Origin of the sequence: Pantoea sp. Seng (assembly GCF_009829935.1) — a bacterium.
Classification (GTDB): domain Bacteria; phylum Pseudomonadota; class Gammaproteobacteria; order Enterobacterales; family Enterobacteriaceae; genus Pantoea; species Pantoea communis.
Map to the genome: position 1 here is coordinate 1 of NZ_SZZV01000030.1, position 21,884 is coordinate 21,884.

At 55.1% G+C, this 21,884-nt stretch carries 23 protein-coding genes; 8 read left to right on the forward strand and 15 right to left on the reverse strand.

The annotated features are described in order from the left end of the window. The 3 genes from FD737_RS22315 to kefG form a co-directional block, all read right to left on the reverse strand. Positions 1 to 91, reverse strand: a 91-nt coding sequence (locus FD737_RS22315; protein ID WP_160834611.1) for a YheV family putative zinc ribbon protein, incomplete at its 3' end; no start/stop codon positions are given. 46 nt (positions 92 to 137) lie between these two features. Beyond that, complete coding sequence (gene kefB, locus FD737_RS22320; protein WP_160834612.1) at positions 138 to 1,940, reverse strand: glutathione-regulated potassium-efflux system protein KefB; 1,803 nt, start codon at positions 1,938 to 1,940, stop codon at positions 138 to 140. Further along, positions 1,940 to 2,491: a glutathione-regulated potassium-efflux system ancillary protein KefG gene (kefG, locus tag FD737_RS22325; RefSeq protein WP_034830789.1), complete on the reverse strand. Its 552-nt coding sequence runs from the start codon at positions 2,489 to 2,491 to the stop codon at positions 1,940 to 1,942. The genes kefB and kefG overlap by 1 nt, the downstream gene beginning before the upstream one ends. 115 nt (positions 2,492 to 2,606) lie before the next feature. Here kefG and FD737_RS22330 point away from each other — a divergent pair, with 115 nt between their 5' ends. Then, positions 2,607 to 4,511, forward strand: coding sequence for an ABC transporter ATP-binding protein (locus FD737_RS22330; RefSeq protein ID WP_160834613.1), 1,905 nt, complete (start codon positions 2,607 to 2,609; stop codon positions 4,509 to 4,511). Between the two features lie 226 nt (positions 4,512 to 4,737). Here the strand turns inward: FD737_RS22330 and tauD are convergent, their stop codons facing one another. From tauD to tauA, 4 genes are read right to left on the reverse strand one after another with little or no spacing between them, the layout of a single operon-like run. Then, positions 4,738 to 5,577, reverse strand: coding sequence for a taurine dioxygenase (gene tauD, locus FD737_RS22335; RefSeq protein WP_097119695.1), 840 nt, complete (start codon positions 5,575 to 5,577; stop codon positions 4,738 to 4,740). Further along, positions 5,574 to 6,401: a taurine ABC transporter permease TauC gene (gene tauC, locus FD737_RS22340; protein WP_160834614.1), complete on the reverse strand. Its 828-nt coding sequence runs from the start codon at positions 6,399 to 6,401 to the stop codon at positions 5,574 to 5,576. Before tauC ends, tauD begins: the two co-directional genes overlap by 4 nt. After that, entirely contained in the window at positions 6,398 to 7,165 is a 768-nt protein-coding gene (tauB, locus tag FD737_RS22345; RefSeq protein ID WP_160834615.1) for a taurine ABC transporter ATP-binding subunit, read from the reverse strand. Before tauB ends, tauC begins: the two co-directional genes overlap by 4 nt. Positions 7,166 to 7,175: 10 nt before the next feature. Continuing rightward, entirely contained in the window at positions 7,176 to 8,156 is a 981-nt protein-coding gene (gene tauA, locus FD737_RS22350) for a taurine ABC transporter substrate-binding protein (protein WP_160834616.1), read from the reverse strand. Between the two features lie 233 nt (positions 8,157 to 8,389). Between tauA and FD737_RS22355 the strand changes: the two genes are divergently transcribed. Continuing rightward, positions 8,390 to 9,370 carry a LacI family DNA-binding transcriptional regulator gene (locus tag FD737_RS22355; RefSeq protein ID WP_160834617.1) on the forward strand — a complete coding sequence of 327 codons (981 nt, stop codon included), beginning with the start codon at positions 8,390 to 8,392 and terminating at the stop codon, positions 9,368 to 9,370. A 1-nt stretch (position 9,371) separates the two neighbouring features. Here FD737_RS22355 and FD737_RS22360 read toward each other — a convergent pair whose 3' ends face one another. Further along, positions 9,372 to 9,974 carry a LysE family translocator gene (locus tag FD737_RS22360; RefSeq protein WP_160834618.1) on the reverse strand — a complete coding sequence of 201 codons (603 nt, stop codon included), beginning with the start codon at positions 9,972 to 9,974 and terminating at the stop codon, positions 9,372 to 9,374. A 60-nt stretch (positions 9,975 to 10,034) separates the two neighbouring features. Between FD737_RS22360 and FD737_RS22365 the strand changes: the two genes are divergently transcribed. From FD737_RS22365 to FD737_RS22375, 3 genes are all read left to right on the forward strand, one after another. Further along, positions 10,035 to 11,051, forward strand: coding sequence for a hydrolase (locus FD737_RS22365; protein WP_160834619.1), 1,017 nt, complete (start codon positions 10,035 to 10,037; stop codon positions 11,049 to 11,051). Positions 11,052 to 11,053: 2 nt separating this feature from the next. Beyond that, entirely contained in the window at positions 11,054 to 11,272 is a 219-nt protein-coding gene (locus FD737_RS22370; RefSeq protein ID WP_034820041.1) for a YheU family protein, read from the forward strand. A gap of 61 nt (positions 11,273 to 11,333) precedes the next feature. Next, on the forward strand, positions 11,334 to 12,203 hold the full coding sequence (locus tag FD737_RS22375) for a phosphoribulokinase (RefSeq protein ID WP_160834620.1): 870 nt from the start codon (positions 11,334 to 11,336) through the stop codon (positions 12,201 to 12,203). Positions 12,204 to 12,246: 43 nt separating this feature from the next. Here the strand turns inward: FD737_RS22375 and FD737_RS22380 are convergent, their stop codons facing one another. Beyond that, positions 12,247 to 12,651: an OsmC family protein gene (locus FD737_RS22380; protein ID WP_034819576.1), complete on the reverse strand. Its 405-nt coding sequence runs from the start codon at positions 12,649 to 12,651 to the stop codon at positions 12,247 to 12,249. A gap of 303 nt (positions 12,652 to 12,954) precedes the next feature. Between FD737_RS22380 and crp the strand changes: the two genes are divergently transcribed. Both crp and FD737_RS22390 read left to right on the forward strand, forming a co-directional pair. After that, complete coding sequence (crp, locus tag FD737_RS22385) at positions 12,955 to 13,587, forward strand: cAMP-activated global transcriptional regulator CRP (protein WP_000242758.1); 633 nt, start codon at positions 12,955 to 12,957, stop codon at positions 13,585 to 13,587. A gap of 58 nt (positions 13,588 to 13,645) precedes the next feature. Continuing rightward, complete coding sequence (locus FD737_RS22390; protein ID WP_097119699.1) at positions 13,646 to 15,721, forward strand: YccS/YhfK family putative transporter; 2,076 nt, start codon at positions 13,646 to 13,648, stop codon at positions 15,719 to 15,721. Here the strand turns inward: FD737_RS22390 and FD737_RS22395 are convergent, their stop codons facing one another. From FD737_RS22395 to ppiA, 5 genes are all read right to left on the reverse strand, one after another. After that, positions 15,722 to 16,942 carry an aspartate aminotransferase family protein gene (locus tag FD737_RS22395; protein WP_160834621.1) on the reverse strand — a complete coding sequence of 407 codons (1,221 nt, stop codon included), beginning with the start codon at positions 16,940 to 16,942 and terminating at the stop codon, positions 15,722 to 15,724. Between the two features lie 87 nt (positions 16,943 to 17,029). Beyond that, positions 17,030 to 17,605, reverse strand: a complete 576-nt coding sequence (locus tag FD737_RS22400) for an aminodeoxychorismate synthase component II (protein ID WP_160834622.1) — start codon at positions 17,603 to 17,605, stop codon at positions 17,030 to 17,032. Between the two features lie 41 nt (positions 17,606 to 17,646). Next, a complete protein-coding gene (locus FD737_RS22405; RefSeq protein ID WP_058960598.1) occupies positions 17,647 to 18,240 on the reverse strand; it encodes a putative adenosine monophosphate-protein transferase Fic in 594 nt (197 codons plus the stop codon). Continuing rightward, positions 18,230 to 18,394 (reverse strand): YhfG family protein, encoded by a 165-nt coding sequence (locus FD737_RS22410; RefSeq protein ID WP_097119702.1) that lies wholly within the window; start codon positions 18,392 to 18,394, stop codon positions 18,230 to 18,232. The genes FD737_RS22405 and FD737_RS22410 overlap by 11 nt, the downstream gene beginning before the upstream one ends. Before the next feature lie 98 nt (positions 18,395 to 18,492). Next, positions 18,493 to 19,065, reverse strand: a complete 573-nt coding sequence (ppiA, locus tag FD737_RS22415) for a peptidylprolyl isomerase A (RefSeq protein ID WP_034819591.1) — start codon at positions 19,063 to 19,065, stop codon at positions 18,493 to 18,495. 262 nt (positions 19,066 to 19,327) lie between these two features. Between ppiA and tsgA the strand changes: the two genes are divergently transcribed. Continuing rightward, positions 19,328 to 20,506, forward strand: a complete 1,179-nt coding sequence (gene tsgA / locus FD737_RS22420; protein WP_097119703.1) for an MFS transporter TsgA — start codon at positions 19,328 to 19,330, stop codon at positions 20,504 to 20,506. A gap of 92 nt (positions 20,507 to 20,598) precedes the next feature. Here tsgA and FD737_RS22425 read toward each other — a convergent pair whose 3' ends face one another. Next, positions 20,599 to 21,882: a cytosine deaminase gene (locus FD737_RS22425; RefSeq protein ID WP_160834623.1), complete on the reverse strand. Its 1,284-nt coding sequence runs from the start codon at positions 21,880 to 21,882 to the stop codon at positions 20,599 to 20,601. Between the last annotated feature and the right edge of the window lie 2 nt (positions 21,883 to 21,884).

Consider the following 21,884-nt stretch of genomic DNA (forward strand, 5'->3'; position numbering starts at 1 on the left):
CCACTTCGACATTGTTTTCACGCCATAACGCCAGCGTGTCTTTTTCCTGACATTGCGGACATACCGCACCAGCAATAAAACGTTTACGCATACTCTTTCCTGCCCGCTATTAAGCAACGGATATGTTAAGTGTAGTCCTACTCGTCATCCCAACCGTCGATCTGACGTTTTTCATGCTGCATTTCGCGCTGGAAGATGTCTTCTAACTCACGACGAGCTTCACGCACACGTGAGGCCTGCGCATTATCATCGTGGCTTGGCACCAGCTCACGTAGCATGCGCATATCGAGTCGGCGGAAATGCTGTTGCGCGCGTTGCGCCTGATGCGGATGCATGCCGAGTGAAATCAGCGTCTTGCGCCCCAGCTCCAGCGCACTTGAGAAGGTTTCACGCGAGAACAACGTCACGCCCGCTTGCAGTAATTCATGGGCTTCCACACGGCCACGCGCACGCGCCAGAATTTCCAGCTGCGGGAAGTGCTGCTGGCAAATGTGAACGATGGACATCGAATCTTCCGGATCATTGCAGGTAATCACAATGGATTGTGCATTCTCCGCACCGGCAGCACGCAGTAACTCAAGCTCAGTGGCATCGCCGTAGTAAACCTTATAGCCATATTTGCGCATCAGGCTGACAGCCGAGATGTCACGCTCCAGCACCGTAATACGCTTATTGTTAGCCATCAGCAAGCGGCCCACCACCTGACCAAAACGACCAAAGCCAACCACAATGACCTGCGGCTGATCATCTTCGACAAACGGCTTCTCATTGTCATCATCGGGCTCATTGAACCGACGTGCGAGAATTTTATCCACCCCCTGCATCAACAGCGGTGTGGTCATCATCGACAGCGTCACCGTCACCAGCAACAGTGGTAATTGATCGCCGCTAAACAGTTTGGCCGACGAGGCCGCTGAAAACAGCACAAAAGCAAATTCACCGCCCTGGCTAAGCACCCCGGCAAACTGCAGGCGCTCGGAACTGCGTAAACCATAAATACGGCCCAGCACATAGAGCACCAGCGTCTTGACCGCCACGAGAATCACTACGCCAAGGATAATCTCCGCGATATGGGTATAGAGCACGCCCAAATTCAGCGCCATGCCGACGGAAATAAAGAACAGCCCGAGCAGCAACCCTTTGAAGGGTTCGATCGCCACTTCCAGCTCGTGCCGATATTCACTCTCGGCCAGCAGGATCCCGGCGATAAAGGTGCCGAGCGCCATCGACAGCCCTAACATATCCATAAACAGCGCCGAGCCCAGCACCAGTAATAATGAAGCCGCCGTGAACACTTCACGCACACCGGAAGCGGCGATAAAGCGGAAAATCGGACGCAGCAGATAACGGCCACCCACCAGCATGACAGCAAACGCCAGCACCTTCATGCCCACTTTCAGCCAGTCAACATGGCCACTGTCGCCACCGGCCAGCAGCGGCACGAGGGCTAATGCGGGGATGACAGCCAGATCCTGGAACAGCAGCACCGAGAAGCCGAGTTGTCCCGCTTCGCTACGATTCATGCCTTTATCGCGCATCAATTGCAGTGCCATAGCCGTCGAAGACATTGCCAGGCCAATCCCGCCGATCACCGCGGCTTGCCAGCTAAAGTTGGTCAGCCACAGCAGCACACCGAGAATCGCGGTAGAAACCAATACCTGCGCAGCGCCCACACCAAAGATTGAACGTCTTAACGCCCAAAGCTTGGCGGGATTCAACTCCAGCCCGATGATGAACATCAGGAACACCACGCCGAGTTCGGAGAAGTGCAGAATCTCATCGACGTCACTAATAAACCCGAGTCCCCACGGGCCGATAGCAATACCCGCCAGCAGATAACCCAGCACGGCACCAATGCCTAGTCGGGCCGCAATCGGCACCACAACCACAGCGGCCACCAGATAAATCACTCCGGCAGTGAGTAACGTTTGACCTTCCATCACATCACTCCCTGCGGCAATGGTGACGAGAGCCAGTCACGGTAGGCGCGCGCATAATTGCGCATCACTTCCGGTGTCTGGCGGCGAGCCCAATAGATCACCATCGGCGTCATCCAGTGCATACGACACATCTGCGCCGTCAGCTCAAACGGACGCATGATGTCGCTCATCGGATAACGATTCAGGCCGTTATGGTGATACGCGGTTTCCGGTTCTCCGGTGGTCACCACGCTGCGCCAGTACTTGCCCTCCAGCGCATTCCCGTCCTGGCCGCTGGCAAACCCACGCGACAACACGCGATCCAGCCACTCTTTCAGCAAAGCCGGGCAGCTGTAGGTATACAACGGATGCTGGAAAACGATGATTTGGTGTTCGCGCAGCAGCTGCTGCTCGTAATGAATATCAATGAAAAAATCCGGATAGTGGGCGTATAAATCGTGCACCGTGACGTGGTCCAGTTCCATAGCCGACTGCAGCAAAACCCGATTAGCAATCGAATCCTGTGTTTCCGGATGGGCGTAAAGCAGCAAAATTTTGGGTGGCTGCGACATCGTTCCCCTCCAAAGCGTCGTCACCGCAACGGAATTCCGCTACCATGCTCGACGCAACTAACCATTATTGAATTATGTTGCCGATAAATTAACATATTCTGACGATACGGCGCTTATGATTGTCTTTTCCGCATTACAAATACGCCGCGGCACTAACGTGCTGCTGGACAACGCAACAGCCACCATTAATCCCGGCCAAAAAGTCGGTTTGGTGGGTAAGAACGGCTGTGGAAAATCCACGCTGCTGTCGCTCCTGAAGGGCGAAATTAGCAGTGATGCAGGCAATTTCACTTTTCCAGGTAACTGGGCGCTGGCATGGGTGAACCAGGAAACCCCGGCCCTCACTAAAGCCGCGCTGGAATATGTTATCGACGGCGACCGCGAATATCGTCAGCTTGAATCCGAATTAGCTGATGCCAACGCCAGGGATGACGGCAACGCCATCGCTCTGCTGCATGGCAAGCTGGATGCGATTCAGGCGTGGAGCATACATGCTCGCGCCTCCAGCCTGCTGCACGGATTGGGCTTTAGCCAGGAACAATTAATGCGGCCGGTGAGTGATTTCTCCGGTGGCTGGCGCATGCGCCTTAACCTTGCGCAAGCGCTGGTGTGCCGATCCGATCTGCTGCTACTGGATGAGCCGACTAACCACCTCGATCTTGACGCTGTTATCTGGCTAGAGCGCTGGTTGAAAAGCTATGAAGGCACGCTGATCCTCATCTCGCATGACCGTGACTTCCTTGATCCGGTGGTGGATAAAATCATTCATATCGAACAGCAGACGATGTTCGAATACACCGGCAACTACAGCTCGTTCGAGCGCCAGCGCGTCGCCAAACTGGCGCAGCAGCAGGCGTTGTTCCAGAGCCAGCAGGAAAAAGTACAGCACCTGCAAAAGTACATCGATCGCTTCCGCGCCCAGGCCACTAAAGCCAAACAGGCGCAGAGCCGTATCAAGATGCTGGAGCGCATGGAGTTAATTGCCCCGGCTCACGTCGATAACCCGTTTAGCTTCAGCTTCCGCGCACCAGAGAGCCTGCCCAATCCATTATTGAAAATGGAGAAAGTCACGGCGGGTTATGGCGAACGCATCATTCTTGATGCCATCAAACTGAATCTGGTACCGGGTTCACGCATCGGTCTACTCGGCCGTAACGGTGCGGGTAAATCAACGCTGATCAAACTGCTGGCCGGTGAAATTGAAGCGCTGGATGGCAAAGTTGGCCTGGCAAAAGGCATCAAGCTTGGCTACTTCGCTCAGCATCAACTTGAATACCTGCGCGCCGATGAATCGCCATTGCAGCATCTGGCCCGTATTGCGCCACAAACGCTGGAACAACAGCTGCGTGATTATCTCGGCGGCTTCGGTTTCCAGGGTGATAAAGTCAGTGAAATCACTGAACGTTTCTCAGGCGGTGAAAAAGCGCGACTGGTGCTGGCACTGATCGTCTGGCAACGTCCAAATCTGCTGCTACTCGATGAACCGACCAACCACCTTGATCTCGACATGCGTCAGGCATTGACCGAAGCGCTGATTGATTTCGAAGGCGCGCTGGTGGTGGTTTCGCATGACCGTCATTTACTACGATCCACCACCGACGATCTCTATCTGGTGCATGACCGCGAAGTCGATGTGTTTGAAGGCGATCTCGATGATTACCAGCAGTGGTTGAGCGATCTGCAAAAGCAGCAAGCCCAGCAGGATGCTGCACCGAAGCAGGATAACGCCAACAGCGCCCAGTCTCGTAAAGATCAGAAACGCCGCGATGCTGAACTGCGCGCGCAAACCCAGCCGTTGCGTAAAGAGATCGAGAAGTTAGAGAAGCAGATGGCGAAGTGGCAGAGCCAGCTCCGCGAAGCGGAAGCGATGCTGTCAGACAGTGCAATTTACGATCAGAGCCGTAAGGCCGATTTAACCTCGGCGCTGCAACGTCAGGCTGAAAGCAAATCGGCGCTGGAAGACGTTGAAATGGCCTGGCTGGATGCCCAGGAACAACTGGAGCAAATGCTGGCGAGTTAGTGTTCAGCATCCATGCTGCCCCTGCAGGGTGAGTGCCTGCTGTAAGATCAGCAGGCAGGGTTCGCATCTCTGGAAGGCCAGCATTCTTGTTCAGCTTCTGCTGTCAGGCAAGTATGTCTGGTGCGGATTTCGTGGATGCTCAGCGTCTGTTGTAAGTCCGGTATTCTTGTTCAACTTCTGCCGACAGGTCGGCATTCAGGCCGACCTGGTTAACCACCGCACTCTTTTAAAACGGAACATCCCCTAACACCGTCGCCCGATGCATTACTCGCCGCGCCGGATAGTAATCGGCATTCGCATAATGCTGCGTGACGCGGTTATCCCAAATAGCCACATCATTCTCCTGCCAGCGCCAGCGCACCTGAAACTCCGGTTTTGCCGTGTGCCAGAACAGGAAATTCAGCAGTGCTTCGCTCTCCTTCTCACTCAATCCCAGTAAACGCGTCGTGAAGCCTTCATTGACAAACAGCGCCTTGCGCCCGCTCACCGGATGGGTACGAATCACCGGATGCTGCACCGGCGGATGTTTGGCGACCGCTTGCTGCCAGCGCTGATGCTCTTCTTCCGTCTTGCGGTACTTATACTCCTGGAACGACTTCTTAAAATCATGCTCCGCCTGCAAGCCGCTCAGCAGTTGCTTAAACGGTTCGGACAACGCTTCATAGGCCGCAATACCCGTTGACCACAACGTATCGCCACCGCTTTCCGGCAGCAGCTTAGACGCTAAAATCGCAATCGCCGGCGGCGTTTCAATAAAGGTCACATCGGTGTGCCAGTTATCATTATCCGGTGGATTATCCTGATGGGTATCCAGCACGATAATTTCTTCCACCCCCTCTGCATGCGGATACACCGGATGGATGTGCAGATCACCGAAGCGGATCGCCAAAGCGCGCTGCTGTTCCGGCGTGATCACCTGATTGCGCAGGAACAACACCTGATGGCGCAGCAGACCATGATATAGCTGCTCAAACTGCGCGTCGCTTAACGGGCGGCTGAGATCGAGATCGCTAACCTGCGCACCGATATGCGGGCCCAGCGCGGTAAAAGTGATACGTTCGTTCATTGCTGTTCTCCATTCCAGGGCGTTAATCGGCGCTGCAAAGCGCGCAGACCCAGTTCTAAGCTAAAAGCGATCAAGGCAATTACGGCGATTCCGGCCAGCACCACATCGGTGGCAAGGAACTCGCCCGCCGACTGCACCATAAATCCCAGTCCGCGCGTGGCAGCAATCAGTTCGGCGGCCACCAGCGTCGACCAACCCACGCCGAGGCCAATGCGTAAACCGGTAAGGATTTCAGGCAATGCGCCCGGCAGGATGACAAAGCACAGCAGTTGCCAGCGCGTGGCGCCTAGTGCCTGCGCAGCGCGAATCCGCACCTGCTGAGCATTCTTCACACCCGCCAACGTCGACAGCGTCACCGGCGCGAAGATCGCCAAATAAATCAGTAAAATTTTTGAGGTCTCACCGATACCGAACCAAATCACCATCAGCGGCAAATAGGCGAGCGGCGGCACCGGACGATAGAGTTCAATCAGTGGATCGAGCAGCCCCCTAATCGCCGGACTTAGGCCCATCGCAATGCCGACTGGAATGCCAATCAACGCAGCGAAGAACAGCGCCACCAGCATGCGCGTCAGGCTGGCGCCCAGATGCTGCCATAGGGTCGCATCCATAAAGCCTTGCGGGCTGGCGATCAGCAGCAGCTTTTGCAGCACCTGCTGGGGCGGCGGCAGAAATAGCGGTGCCACCAAATTGAGCGCCGTCACGCTCCACCACACCAGCAGCTGCACGGCTACACTCAGCAAGCTCAGGGAAAACTGCGGTGAAAAAGGCCAGCGCAACGTGCGTCGGCGAGTCTGGGTTTTCTCATCAATCACCGCGCTCATACAAACGCCTCCCGCTGGGAAAAGACCTGATTCAGCACATATTCACGGCGCTCGATAAAGGCCGGGTCGGATTTGATACTGCGGCACGGTTCACCCGCAGCGAAGCGCTGACCGAAGTCGAGTTTGATGCGCTCCACCACACGGCCTGGCCCCGGCGACAGCAGCACCAGTTCGCTGGCAAGAAACACCGCTTCTTCAATATCGTGGGTAATCAACAGAATCTGTTTGCCGGTATCACGCCACAGCGTCAGCAGCAGGGTTTGCATCTGTTCGCGTGTAAAGGCATCCAGCGCACCAAACGGCTCATCTAACAGCAGCAACTGAGGATCAGCCGCCAGCGCACGCGCAATCCCCACGCGCTGACGTTGCCCCCCAGAGAGCTGCCAGACAAAACGCTTTTCTGCCCCTTCCAGTCCGACTTTGCGGATTAAACGGCGAGCAATGGTGTGGCGTTCAGCCTTGTCCATTCCCGCCAGCTGCAAGCCAAACGCCACGTTATCGATCACGTTACGCCACGGCAGTAGCCCTTCGTTCTGAAACACCACGCCGCGTTCTGCGCCCGGTCCATTTACCGCTTTGCCATCCAGCGTGATACTGCCTGACTCCAGCGGCAGGAATCCGGCGATCAAGTTCAGTAAGGTGGTTTTGCCACAGCCGGACGGTCCCAGCACCACCAGCAGGTCGCGTTGATCCAGCTGCAGATTGATATCCTGCAGCGCGGGTTGTCCGGCGTAACGTGCATTCAGATTGGTGATGCTGAGCATACGGCCTCCGTTATTTCGCCAAAGGCGCGACAAAGCGCGTAGTGACAAAGCTGCTGTAATCGTTAGCGGCATCCGGCACTTTGCCCTGCTCTTTCAGGAAGTGCGCGGTATCAACAATGGCTTTGTTCACTGGCTTGCCCAGCTGTTCCACCTGCTGCTGTGCGGTCAGGTAGGTATTGCCTTGCACCAGCACCGGCACATCGCTTTCCGGTACGCCACTCAGGCGCGCCAGTTTGCTGAGATTGTCGGGCTGCTTGAGCCACTGTTCTGGATTCGCAATGTAGGCTTGCTGTGCCTCAATCGCACTGCGCGCGAAAGCGGTAACCACTTCAGGATGCTGCTGAGCGAAATCTTTGCGTACCACCCACACATCCAGCGTTGGCGATCCCCATTTGCCCACCTGAGAAGAGTCGGTTAACACCGTGCCATCCTTTTCCAGCTCGTTTACCGCCGGTGACCAGACGTACGCGCCGTCGATATCACCGCGTTTCCACGCTGCAATAATGGCTGGCGGTTGCAGATTCACTAACTGCACCTGCGATGGCTTGATGCCCCAATGTTTGAGCGCTGACAGCAGGCTGTAATGGGTGGTGGAGATGAAGGGCACGGCGATGCGTTTGCCAATCAGATCCCTGGGACTGGTGATGGATTTTTTGACCACCAGCGCTTCGGAATTGCCAAGCTGTGATGCCAGTAAGAAAGCTTCGATGGGCAACTGCTGTGTTGCCGCCACTGCCAGCGGGCTGGACCCGATATTACCGATTTGCACATCACCGGAGGCCAATGCCCGCAGCACGCTGGCACCGCTATCAAACTTGCGCCAGTCGACCGTCGCGCCACTTTCTTTGGCGAAGGTGTTATCGGCCTGCGCCACTTTGGCCGGTTCCGCCGAGGTTTGATATGCCACGGTGACGTTGACCGCCTGTGCCTGGAATGCCATCAGGGCCAATGCTGCCGCCACTGCCGTTATCGTTTTTTTTACTGCCATCATCATTCACCCCAATGTTATGTCGTGATGGCAGTTTCTCCAGCGGCTGTAATTTCATAAAGGAATTAAAAATTATCCCTAATGAAAATCTGTTCTTAGATCAACATCGGGCAACGCTATGCGAAATGCGCAAATGCAAAGAAGGCGTAAAGACGGAAATATGTCACACGCTCACATAGCGACTGTGCTATTGATAGGCTTCTGATTTTTCACCTCTACTGGCGGTACTGAAATCCATGTCGATTGAGAAAGTTGCCCGTCTTGCTGGCGTGTCTAAAGCCACGGTTTCTCGGGTGTTGAACCAGCATCCCGGCGTGCGTACAGATACGCGAGAGAAAGTATTGGCGGCCATCAATCACTGTGACTATCAGCCTAATCTACTGGCCCGCCAGCTGCGTACTGCCCAAAGTCATATGTTGCTGGTGTTAATTTCAGACATCACTAATCCCTTCTGCTCACGTGTGGTGCAAGGTATTGAAGCTGAAGCCGAAGCGCAGGGTTATCACATCTTGCTGTGCAATTCGGCCTCACAGTTGCCACGCGAAGCCGCTTATCTGGCGTTGTTAAGCGGTAAAGTGGTTGACGGTGTGATCACCATGGATGCCGCCGCCTGCTTGCAGCAGTTAAAAGGTTTGATTGGTGACGCACCCTGGGTGCAATGCGCCGAATACGATCCGGCCATTCCCGCCTCAAGTGTCACCATTGATAATAAAGAAGCGGCGTTTGAAACCGTGCGCTATCTGGCCAGCAAAGGTCGCAGACGTATTGCATTGGTTAACTGTGATATGCGCTATCTTTACTCGCATCAGCGTGAAAGTGGCTATCGCGAAGCGCTGGAACAGCTGGAACTGAATTGGGGTGGCGTGGCTTACGCGGAAAACATTTCGTGTGAAGCGGGCAGTGCCGCACTGCGTGAACTGCTGGCACGACCGGAGCGACCAGACGCCGTGTTTGCGGTCTCAGATGTGCTGGCGGTTGGCGTGATTCACGCCGCGCTGGAGGCCGGATTGCGCATTCCGGAAGATCTCGCTGTCGTGGGGTTTGATGGTATTCCCTTCACCAGCAGCCTCAATCCACCGCTGACCACCATCGAACAACCGATGAATCGGCTGGGTGCACGCAGTGTTCAGCTGTTACTGAACCGCATCCGCCAGCCGCACAGTGAAGTTGTGCGTGAGGTGTTACCCTGGAAGCGCGTTGAACGCGCCTCCAGCTAACTCAACGCCAGATCAGCAGTACACAGGCGGCAGTGAGCGCACCCATCGCCAGGTTGAAGATTTTCCACGCGCGCGGGCTGCGCAACAGACGGCCAATCAGCGAACCAAAGCCCATCCAGATAACACCGGATACCACATTGACCAGCGCCATACCGATACTGATGGCGATCACCGAATGCAGATACGCATCGCCCGCCAGGCTAAAGCTGGCTACCGCGCCCAACGCCATCAGCCAGGCTTTTGGGTTGATCAACTGTAGCAGGCCACCCTGCCAGAACGGCAACTGCTTGACGTTGGCATCTTCAGTTTCCAGCTTCTCGTACTCCGCGGTGGCAATTTTCCACGCCAGCCACAGCAGGTAGAGGCTACCGGCAATCTTCAGCACCAGATGCAGAGAGGGATAAAGCAGGATCAAACCACCGATGCCAAATGCCACCATCAGCAACATGACTTGCATACCAATCATGATACCAATGAGCAGCGGGATGGTGCGCAGGAAGCCAAAATTAGCACCTGAGGCGGTAAGTAACATATTATTGGGCCCCGGCGTGATGGCCGCGACCCAAAGAAAACCCAACATTGATAAAAAAAGACTCAGTTCCATGTATATTCGGGTGCTCCTCACCCAGTAAAGCGGACAACCCATCGAAGCTATCAGCGAGTTATGCATCAGACAAGCCTTTACCCTAGCTATTTTGATCGCCTGAACGGCGAGCGATTTACACCGCTGCGCGGATTCAGTAACGCGCATCTGCAAACCCTGCTGCCGCGCATACTGCGTCGGCGCGTAACCCTGCGTCCGCACTGGCAGCGACTTGACCTGCCGGACGGCGATTTTGTCGATCTCGCGTGGAGCGAAGATCCGGCACAGGCGCGTCACAAGCCGCGCATGGTGATGTTCCATGGTCTGGAAGGCAGTTTCCGTAGCCCGTATGCGCATGGCCTGATGCAGGCGTGTCAGGCGCGTGGCTGGCTGGCGGTGGTGATGCACTTTCGTGGATGCAGCGGCGAGCCGAATCGTCTGGAGCGCATCTATCATTCCGGTGAAACCGAAGATGCGACCTTTTTCCTGCACTGGTTGCAACGCGAATGGGGCACGGTGCCGACTGCAGCAGTGGGCGTTTCACTCGGTGGCAATATGCTGGCCTATTTATTGGGCATGCAGGGGAATGATGTGCCGGTGGATGCCGCCGTCGCCATCTCGGCACCCTTTGCGCTCGAACCCTGCAGTGAAAAGCTCGATGCTGGCTTTTCTCGTTTCTATCAGCACTATTTACTGACCAAGCTGAAACAGAACGCTACGCGTAAACTGCTGGCCTGGCCCGGCACACTACCGGTGGAACTGAGCCAGCTGCGCGCATTTCGCCGCATTCGTGAGTTTGATGATGCGATTACCGCACGGGCGCACGGTTTTCTGGATGCCAACGACTATTATCAACGTGCCAGCGCTATGCCGCTGCTCACGGGCGTGCGCAAGCCGCTGCTGATCATCCATGCCAAAGACGATCCCTTTATGACCGATGCGGTCATCCCGCAGCCGGCGCAACTGTCGGCTTCCGTTGAATATCAGCTGACACAACAAGGCGGGCACGTCGGCTTTGTTGGCGGTACGTTAATGAAGCCGAAAATGTGGCTGGAACAGCGTGTGCCTGACTGGCTTTCAACCTATCTGGATGTGTGATCGTGATTATTCCCTGGCAAGAACTTGAAGTCGCAACACTGGAAAACCTGATTGAAACTTTCGTGCTGCGCGAAGGCACCGACTATGGTGAGCAGGAGCGCAGCCTGGAACAGAAAGTCGCCGACGTGCGCCGCCAGCTGGAGCGCGGAGACGTTGTGCTGGTGTGGTCGGAACTGCATGAATCCGTCAACATTATGCCGAAAGGCGAGTTTCGCGGTTAATGCACTGCGCAGTAATTCGTGGTAACAATGCTCATCGCCCGACTTCACAGGGAGTTCTGTTATGTCAGCCAGGCATCCAATCATTGCCGTGACCGGTTCCAGCGGTGCCGGTACCACGACCACCAGCCTCGCCTTCCGTAAGATTTTCCAGCAGCTGAATCTGCATGCTGCGGAAGTGGAAGGTGACAGTTTTCACCGTTATACCCGTCCAGAAATGGATATGGCGATCCGTAAGGCACGCGATCTGGGCCGTCATATTAGCTACTTCGGTCCGGAAGCCAATGACTTCGGGCTGCTGGAACAGACGTTTAAGCATTACGGAAAAACCGGGCTGGGTAAGTCGCGCAAATATCTGCACACCTACGACGAAGCGGTGCCGTGGAATCAGGTGCCGGGCACCTTTACGCCCTGGCAGCCGCTGCCGGAAAACACTGACGTGTTGTTCTATGAAGGATTACACGGTGGCGTGGTAACACAGCAGCACAACGTCGCCGAGCATGTCGATTTGCTGGTCGGCGTGGTGCCAATTGTCAATCTGGAGTGGATTCAAAAGCTGGTGCGCGACACCAGCGAGCGCGGCCATTCCCGTGAAGCGGTGATGGATTCAGTGGTGCGTTCAATGGAGGATTATATCAACTTCATCACGCCGCAGTTCTCGCGCACCCACATCAACTTCCAGCGTGTACCTACGGTGGATACGTCCAACCCATTTGCCGCACGTGAAATTCCGTCACTCGATGAAAGCTTTGTGGTGATTCACTTCCGTGGACTGGAAGGCATTGCTTACCCTTACCTGCTGGCGATGATCCAGGGCTCGTTCATTTCGCATATGAACACGCTGGTGGTGCCGGGCGGCAAAATGGGGCTGGCAATGGAGTTAATCATGACGCCACTGGTGCAGCGGCTGATTGAAGGTAAACGGATTGAATAATCCAGAAATTCTGTAGCGGCGGCCGTTTGGCCGCCCACTTATGTTATCGCTCAATCACTTCGTAACTGTGCGTCATTTTCACACTATTGCCGAGCATGATCGCCACCGAGCAATACTTCTCCGCCGACAGATCGACGGCCCGCGCCACCGCTTTATCGCTTAGCGCTGTGCCGCTAACGATAAAATGCAGGTTGATTTGCGTAAAAATACGTGGCGCTTCTTCACGGCGCTCGGACGTAAGTTTCACCTCGCAGTCAGCCACATCATTTCGGCCTTTTTGCAGGATCGATACCACGTCAATCGCGCTACAGCCGCCTGCTGCCATCAAAACCATCTCCATCGGGCTTGGCGCTTTGTCACCCGAGTTACCGTCCATTAATACCTGATGGCCTGATGAGGATTCTCCGAGAAAGGTCAGCCCTTCCACCCATTTCACTCGTGCCTGCATTATTCTTTCTCCTGAAGTGGCGGTTTTGCCGCCAGAGTACGCTTTCACTTGATAAACAGCAATCCAGACTCTTCCGCCTGTTGCTGAAGCGAGACAACAGAAGACAGCTTGCAAAAGCTGTGCTACAAACAGTGCTGAAAATATTTTCGTCATCACAGACGAAGGCGGGAAGAATCAAAAGCGTAGCTTAAGAATCACCCGGAAATAATTTTCCTTTACTGGAAACGCTCGACGATTACACCGCCTGACAGGGAAAACTGCCCCCTGTGTTTTGGGCACGATTACAACAGAGGATAATAGCGAATGGTTCTCGGCAAACCGCAAACAGACCCTACACTCGAATGGTTCCTGTCCCATTGCCATATTCACAAATATCCGTCCAAAAGCACGCTCATCCATCAGGGTGAGAAAGCGGAAACGCTGTATTACATCGTGAAAGGTTCCGTTGCGGTTCTGATCAAAGATGAAGAAGGCAAAGAGATGATCCTCTCCTATCTCAATCAGGGAGACTTCATTGGCGAACTCGGCCTGTTTGAAGAAGGCCAGGAACGTAGTGCCTGGGTACGTGCTAAGACTGCCTGCGAAGTGGCTGAAATTTCCTACAAAAAATTCCGTCAGCTGATTCAGGTAAACCCGGATATTTTAATGCGACTTTCGTCGCAAATGGCGCGTCGTCTGCAAGTCACTTCCGAGAAAGTGGGCAACCTTGCCTTCCTCGATGTGACGGGCCGTATCGCGCAAACACTGCTTAATCTGGCGAAACAACCCGATGCGATGACGCACCCCGACGGGATGCAAATCAAAATCACCCGTCAGGAGATTGGTCAGATCGTGGGTTGCTCACGCGAAACCGTGGGTCGTATCCTGAAAATGCTGGAAGATCAGAACCTGATCTCCGCACACGGTAAAACCATCGTCGTCTACGGCACCCGCTAATTTCTTATCACCCACGGCGTGATGGCAACATCGCGCCGTTTTTGTTTGCGATGAGCTGATGTGGCGCCGAATCATCTATCATCCTGAGGTCAACTACGCACTGCGGCAAACGCTGGTGCTGTGCCTGCCTGTGGCACTAGGCTGGCTGTTTGGCGATCTGCAAAAAGGCCTGCTGTTCTCCTTAGTGCCTGCCTGCTGCAACATGGCGGGTCTTGATACACCGCATAAGCGCTTCTTTAAACGCCTGATTGTTGGCGGCTCACTGTTTGCCACCGCCAGTTTTCTGATCCAATTTCTCACCAGTGACGCCATTCCGTTACCGCTGATCCTGTTTGTGCTGCCGCTGCTGATAGGCGTGACCGGCGAAATCAGCCCGCTGCACGGCCGCTTGTTGCCCGCAACGCTGATTGCTGCCATCTTTAGCCTCAGCCTGGTAGGACGCATGCCCATGTGGGTGCCGCCGCTGCTGTATATCGGCGGCACGCTATGGTATGGCCTGTTTAACTGGTTCTGGTTTTGGCTGTGGAAAGAGCAGCCGATGCGCGAAACGCTCAGTCTGCTATATCGGGAACTGGCGGATTATTGCGATGCAAAATACACCCTGTTGACGCAGCTTACCGATCCCGAGAAAGCGCTGCCGCCGCTGCTGGCGCGTCAGCAAAAAGCCGTTGACCTGATCACCACCTGCTATCAGCAGATGCACATGCTCTCTGCCAGCCGCGATAACAGCCACAAGCGCCTGACGCGGGCTTTCCAGGTGGCGCTTGATTTGCAGGAGCACATCTCGGTGAGCCTGCACCAGCCGGAAGAAGTGCAAAAGCTGGTCGAGCAGAGTCACGCCGAAGCGGTGATCCGCTGGAATGCCAAAACCATCTCTGCGCGTCTGCGCCTGTTGGCCGATGCCATTCTCTATCATCAATTGCCCGATCGCTTCCACATGGAAAAGCAGCTCGGCGCGCTGGAAAAAATTGCGCGCCAGCATCCCGACAATCCGGTGGGCAACTTCTGCTATTACCATTTCAGCCGCATCGCCCGCGTGCTGCGCACCCAGAAACCGTTATACACCCGTGACCTGATGGCCGATCGCCAGCGCCGTTTGCCGTTGTTCCCGGCGCTGCGCAGCTATCTGTCGCTCAAGTCCGCTGCATTGCGCACCGCGGCTCGTATTTCGGTGATGCTGATGTTCGGCAGTGCGCTGGCGCTGTTCTTTAATATTCCCAAGCCTTATTGGATTCTGATGACCATCATGTTTGTCAGCCAGAATGGCTACAGCGCCACACGGGTACGCATTCAGCACCGTGCGCTGGGCACCTTTGCCGGATTGCTGATCGCCGCAGGATCGCTACGGCTCGAAGTGCCCGAATCGATCACCCTGCTGTTTATGCTGGCCATCACCCTCGCCAGCTATCTGGTCACGCGCAAGTATTACGGCTGGTCGATGATTGGCTTCACCGTGACGGCGGTGTATTCGCTCCAGCTGTTGTCGCTGAACGGGGCGCAGTTCCTGCTGCCGCGCATGATGGATACCCTGATGGGCTGCCTGATCGCCTTTGCCGGTATGATCTGGCTGTGGCCACAGTGGCAGAGCGGATTACTGCGCAGCAACGCGCATGATGCGCTGGAGGCTTATCAGGAAGCCTTGCGGATGTTGCTGGGGCCGGAGCAATCTCCTGAAAAGCTGGCTTACCAGCGCATGAAGGTCAATCAGGCGCACAATGCACTGTTCAACTCACTGAATCAGGCATCGAGCGAACCGGGCTTCAACGCGCAGTACCTGAAAGATATGCGCATGTGGGTCACCCACAGCCAGTTCATTGTGGAGCATATTAACGCGATGACGATCCTGGCGCGTGAGCACACCATGCTGACGCCGAAGCTGGCGGAACGCTATCTGCAATCCTGTGAAATTGCGCTGCAGCGCTGTCAGCAGCGACTGGCGTATGACGGGCCAGGCAGTGACAGCAATATTCTGGAAGCGCCGGAGAATATGAATGAAGGGCCGGTAACGATTGTCGAGCAGCATGTGAAGCGCATCCTGCAACACCTGAATGTGATGCACACCATCTCTTCACTGGCCTGGAGCCAGCGACCGCATCACGGCCGCTGGCTGAAAGTTTTACGTCCGAAAGGATGATTACGCCGCCAGCACTTTCTCAATCGCTTTGGCGAAACGCGCCATGCCTTCTTCGATGTCAGTCGGCTCGATCACCAGTGACGGCACAAAACGAATCACATCAGTGCCTGCGGTCAGAACCATCAACCCTTCTGCTGCCGAGGCATTGAGGATATCGCGCGCTTTACTGGCGTGCTGTGGCTTCAGCGCTGCGCCAATCAGCAAACCTTTGCCGCGAATCTCACTGAAAAGATTATATTTGCTGTCAATCGCCTGCAGTGCCTCAACGAACTGCTGACGACGGGCTTCAACGCCACCCAGCACTTCAGGGGTGTTGATGATGTCCAGAGCCGTTTCAGCAATCGCACAGGCCAGCGGGTTGCCGCCGTAAGTGGTGCCGTGCACGCCGGGCGCCATCACTGAGGCGATTTCATTGGTGGTCAGCATCGCACTCACCGGGAATCCGCCGCCCAGCGCTTTGGCGGTGGTGATGATGTCTGGCTTGATGCCGTAATGTTCGTAGCTGAACAGCTTACCGCTACGACCCATGCCGCTCTGCACTTCATCCAGCACCAGCAGCGCTTTATGCTCATCGCACAGTGCACGCAGGCCCTGCATGAACTCTTGAGTTGCCGCCACCACGCCGCCTTCGCCCTGAATCGGTTCAACGACAATCGCGCAGGTGTGGTCATCCATCACCGCTTTCACCGCATCCAGATCGTTGAACGGTACATGCACGATATCCGCTGGTTTTGGACCAAAGCCGTCGGAGTATTTAGGCTGCCCGCCAACGGAAACGGTAAACAAGGTACGACCGTGGAACGCGTTGTGGAAGGCGATGATTTTGCTTTTGAACGGGCTGTGTTTTTTGCAGGCGTAATAACGCGCCAGCTTGAAGGCCGCTTCGTTAGCTTCCGCGCCGGAGTTGCCAAAGAAAACGCGATCGGCAAAGGTCGCTGCAATCAGTTTGCTCGCCAGACGCAGCGCCGGTTCGTTGGTGAACACGTTGCTGGTGTGCCACAGGGTTTCGCCCTGCGTTTTCAGCGTTTCCACCAGCGCCGGGTGGCAATGGCCTAAAGCAGTCACCGCGATACCGCCGGAGAAGTCGATATACTCTTTGCCCTGCTGATCCCAGACTCGGCTGCCCTTGCCCTTTACCGGCACGAACTGCGCTGGTGCATAAACAGGCAAAATCACGTTATCGAACGTTTCCCGGGTTACCGCTAGTTTTTCCGCTGCCATTGCCGACCTCATTGGGTTATCTATTGAGCTGAAGTGAAATTATAATCACAAAATATGCATAAAAAATCATACGAAGGCAAACATAAGTTACGCGTTGAGGAAATTAGCCAATAGCTGATGGCCCTGCTCGCTGAGGATGCTCTCAGGATGGAACTGCACCCCTTCTAAGGGCAGCGTACGGTGGCGGAAGCCCATGATCTCATCGGGCTCGCCATCACGCAGGCTCCAGGCCGTGACTTCGAATTCTGCGGGCAGCGTATCGCGCGCCACAATCAGTGAATGATAGCGCGTGACGGTGAGCGGATTATTAAGGTTGCGAAATACGCCTTGATGGGTGTGCTGGATAACAGAGGTTTTGCCGTGCATCACCTGACGAGCCCGCACCACCTGCGCGCCATAGGCTTGCGCAATTGCCTGATGCCCGAGGCAAACACCGAGAATCGGTAAGCGACCGGCAAAATGGCGGATGGCATCCAGAGACACACCGGACTGATCCGGCGTACAGGGACCAGGTGAAATCACCAGATGCGTCAGCGGCAACGCATCCATCTCCGCCAGCGTGATGGCATCGTTACGCACCACGCGCACTTCTGCGCGCAGCTCACAGAAGTACTGGTAAAGATTCCAGGTGAAGGAGTCGTAGTTATCAATTAACAGCAGCATAGTGCCCTCAGGCCAGTCAAACCGCCGCTATTCTACGCATTTTACCGTGCGGGACTCACCACTTTCGCAAACTGTGTCGTCAGCGGTGCCAGATCGCCCGACACACCAGCAAACAGCGCGGTACGCCACGTTTCTCGTTCCAGCTTATCCCACGTCAACAGGTAACCGGCGTGCAGCGCCAGCTGTTCAAAGAAAATGCGCTGCGTGCGGCCATTACCCGCGCGGAACGGGTGTAATACGAAGATTTCACAATAATAATGCGCCAGCCGCGCGACAAACTCATCCTGCGTCAGGTTTGTCAGTTGTTGTTCATCTTCCAGCGCGCTCATCAGCGCATTGCCCTCTTTCTCGATGTATTCGCAATGGCAATAGGGTGTCTCATCACGCCAGATATCGATGCTGCGTAACTCCCCTGCCCAACTGTAGAGATCCTGAAACAGCGTGCGATGAATATGGCATAACCAGGGCATACCGGTGCTGCGCGGGCCGAGTTCCAGTGTCGCCAGGCGTGCAGCGCTAAACGCCAGCTCCGCTTTACGCAACTGCGCTTCATCATGAATATCGAGACGATTTTTCAACACCGTGTCGTTGTGCCAGACATAAGGGTCGCGCACGGCCAGACTGTTATCCGCCATATTGCCTCCTTAGTGACTCAAGTCGCTCTTCATACTGCTCAGCGCTGATATCGCTGAGTACGTAGCCGGCAAGACGGCAACTGGCCTGATAACTGGCCATGCGGCGCTGTTGCCAAAGGGTGGCTTTCTGTTTTTCGGTGAGTTGGCTGGTCATTGCGCCTCCGACAAGCAATTTGCCCTAAGTATAAGAGCTAATTTTAGCTTTGCCGGAGAGCAGCAGAACGCGCCGACGAGTGCCGGCGCGTTAATTCATTAAGGCAGGACTTTCGCAGACAGGATAACAATCGGTTTTGACGGCACATTTTGGTACGGGCCGACATCTTTGGTTGGCACCTGAGCAATCTTATCGATCACATCCTGGCCTTTCACAACTTTACCAAATACCGCATAACCGAAGTCACGTTGACCGTGATCGAGGAAGGCGTTATCCGCGACGTTGAGGAAGAACTGGCTGGTCGCACTGTCTTTATCTGCAGTACGCGCCATAGAGATGGTGCCACGCAGGTTACGCAAACCGTTGTCGGCTTCGTTCTTGATTGGTGCCACGGTCTGCTTCTGCTGCATATCCGTGGTGAAACCGCCGCCCTGGATCATAAAACCCGGGATCACACGGTGGAAGATAGTGTTGTTGTAGAAACCGTTGTTGACGTAGTCGACAAAGTTTTTCACCGAAACCGGGGCTTTCTGGTTGTTCAGTTCGAGTTCGATATTGCCCGCAGAGGTGGTGAGCAGCACATGGGTATCCCCTTTGGCTGCCAGAGCGGTAGCGGATACAGAAGAGAGCGCTAACAGGGCGACTGCCGCTGTCAAAGTACGTTTAAACATGAAAGATTCCTTACCATGGAGTGCAAGCTCAAAAACGAGATCGATTGTAAAGAGCAAGTTATACAAGAGCCAGCGTTTTACCGATATTTACGCTGATGTTGCGATTGTCATACTTTTTGAGGTGCGCAATCATTTGCGTGACGAAAATCACACTATTAATGAAATATTTCGCGCTCGTTACACTCGTTGTTTATTAAGATCACAGTTGCATTTACAATTCATGACACTTTTTGCCAATCCCGGCGCATCACAGGTTCAGAAAATGACAAACCGTAATCGCATTGGCCTTACCTGGATCAGCTTTTTCTCCTACGCGCTCACCGGCGCGCTGGTGATCGTTACCGGTATGGTACTGGATAATATTGCCCAATACTTCCAGTTGCCCATCTCAGAAATGAGCAACACTTTCACCTTCCTGAATGCCGGTATCCTGGTCGCGGTATTCCTTAACGCCTGGCTGATGGTGATTGTGCCGTTGAAACGCCAGCTGATTTTTGGCTTTGTGCTGATGATCCTCGCGGTGGCAGGCCTGATGACCAGCCATAACCTGACCGTCTTCTCGCTGTGCATGTTTGTGCTCGGTGTGGTCAGCGGTATCACCATGTCGATCGGTACCTTCCTGATTACCCATCTGTACGATGGTCGCCAGCGTGGCTCGCGCCTGCTGTTCACCGACTCCTTCTTCAGCATGGCCGGTACCATTTTCCCGATCATCGCTGGCGTACTGCTGGCGCGCATGCTGCCGTGGTACTGGGTATACGCCTGCATCGGGGTGATTTACATCGCGATCTTTGTCCTGACGCTGATGGTGGAATTCCCGGAGTTGAAAAGCGAAGCCGCCGTACAAGGCGGCGAGAAAGAGAAATGGGGCATCGGCGTGCTGTTCCTGTCTATCGCGGCGCTGTGCTATATCCTCGGTCAGCTGGGCTTTATCTCCTGGGTGCCAGAGTACGCCACCAAATCGATGGGCATGGATATTGCGGCGGCTGGTCAGCTCGTCGGTAACTTCTGGACCGCGTACATGGTCGGCATGTGGGTGTTCAGCTTCCTGCTGCGCTTCTTCGATCTGCAGCGCATCCTGATGGTATTGGCGGCCCTGGCAACCGGTTTAATGTACTGGTTTGTCACCACCAGTGACGCCAGCATGCTGCACTGGATCATTATGATTCTCGGCTTCAGCTCCAGCGCTATCTACACCACCATCATTACGCTGGGCTCGCTGCAAACCAAAGTCTCTTCGCCGAAGCTGGTGAACTTTATCCTCACCTGCGGCACCGTCGGCACCATGCTGACCTTCGTGGTCACCGGCCCGATTGTGGCGAAAGGCGGCGCACATGCAGCGCTCTCTACCGCCAATGGCCTGTATGCCGTGGTGTTTGTGATGTGCGTGCTGCTGGGCTTTGTGACCAAACATCGCCAGCACGGCCATATTACGCACTAATCGGTGACGTGCAGGGGTGAACGTTCACCTCTGTTGCCTGGCTCAGTAGCAAGAGAGTGCGCAGTGATGCGCACTCTTTTTTTATTCAGCGACTATCGTCGGAATGTCACCGCTTCCGCCTCACCCAAATAGATTTCACTGCTCGCGGGCTGCGTTGCCGCCACCACGCTTCCCTGCCGTATCGAATAGCGCACAGGCACTTGTCTGCGCACCGCATCAAAGCCACTTTGAGCCGGCAGAATAATCAGACTGGCATGGTCACCTACCGCCAGACCGTAATCCTTCAATTGCATCGTCTTCGCGCTGTTAGTGGTGATCAGGCTCAGGCCATTGTCGATCTGCTCGTAGCCCATCAACTGACAGACATGTAATCCCATATGCAGCACCTGCAGCATGCTGGCGGTGCCGAGCGGATACCAGGGATCAAACACATCATCATGGCCAAAGCAGACGTTAATATCGGCTTCCAGCAACTCCTTCACCCGCGTGATGCCACGGCGTTTGGGATAGCTGTCAAAACGGCCCTGCAGGTGAATGTTCACCAGTGGGTTAGCGACAAAATTAATCTTTGAAAGCTTCAGCAAGCGGAATAAGCGCGAGGTGTAGGCGTTGTTGTAGGAGTGCATCGCCGTGGTGTGGCTGGCGGTGACACGTTCGCCATTGCCATCACGATGGGCCAGTGCCGCCACGGTTTCGACAAAGCGCGACTGCTCATCATCAATCTCATCACAGTGCACATCCACCATGCGGTCATAACGGTTAGCGAGCGCGAAGGTTTTATGCAGTGATTCCACGCCATACTCGCGTGTGAACTCGAAGTGCGGGATGGCGCCCACCACATCGGCACCGAGACGCAATGCCTCTTCCAGCAGCGCTTCACCATTTGGATAGGAGAGAATCCCCTCCTGCGGAAACGCCACGATTTGAATATCGATCCATGGCGCCATTTCCGCCTTTACTTCCAGCATCGCTTTCAGCGCGGTGAGAGTGGGATCGGAAACATCAACATGGGTACGCACATGCTGAATACCGTTGGCAATTTGCCACTTCAGCGTCTGCTGTGCGCGCTGTTTGACATCGTCATGGCTGAGCAGCGCCTTGCGCTCCGCCCAGCGTTCAATGCCTTCAAACAGGGTGCCGGACTGATTCCAGGCAGGCTGCCCGGCGGTTTGCGTGGTGTCGAGATGGATATGCGGTTCGATAAAGGGGGCACTTGCCAGCCCTCCTTCGGCATCCAGCGCATCATCCTGCTGCGTGATTTGCGGTGGCTGGGGGCGTAATGCCGTTATTTTGCCGCCGTTGATTTCCATCTGCCACAGACCCTGCTGGCCGGCCAGACGCAGGTTGTTGATCCACTTTAGTGTGCGATTCGCCATGC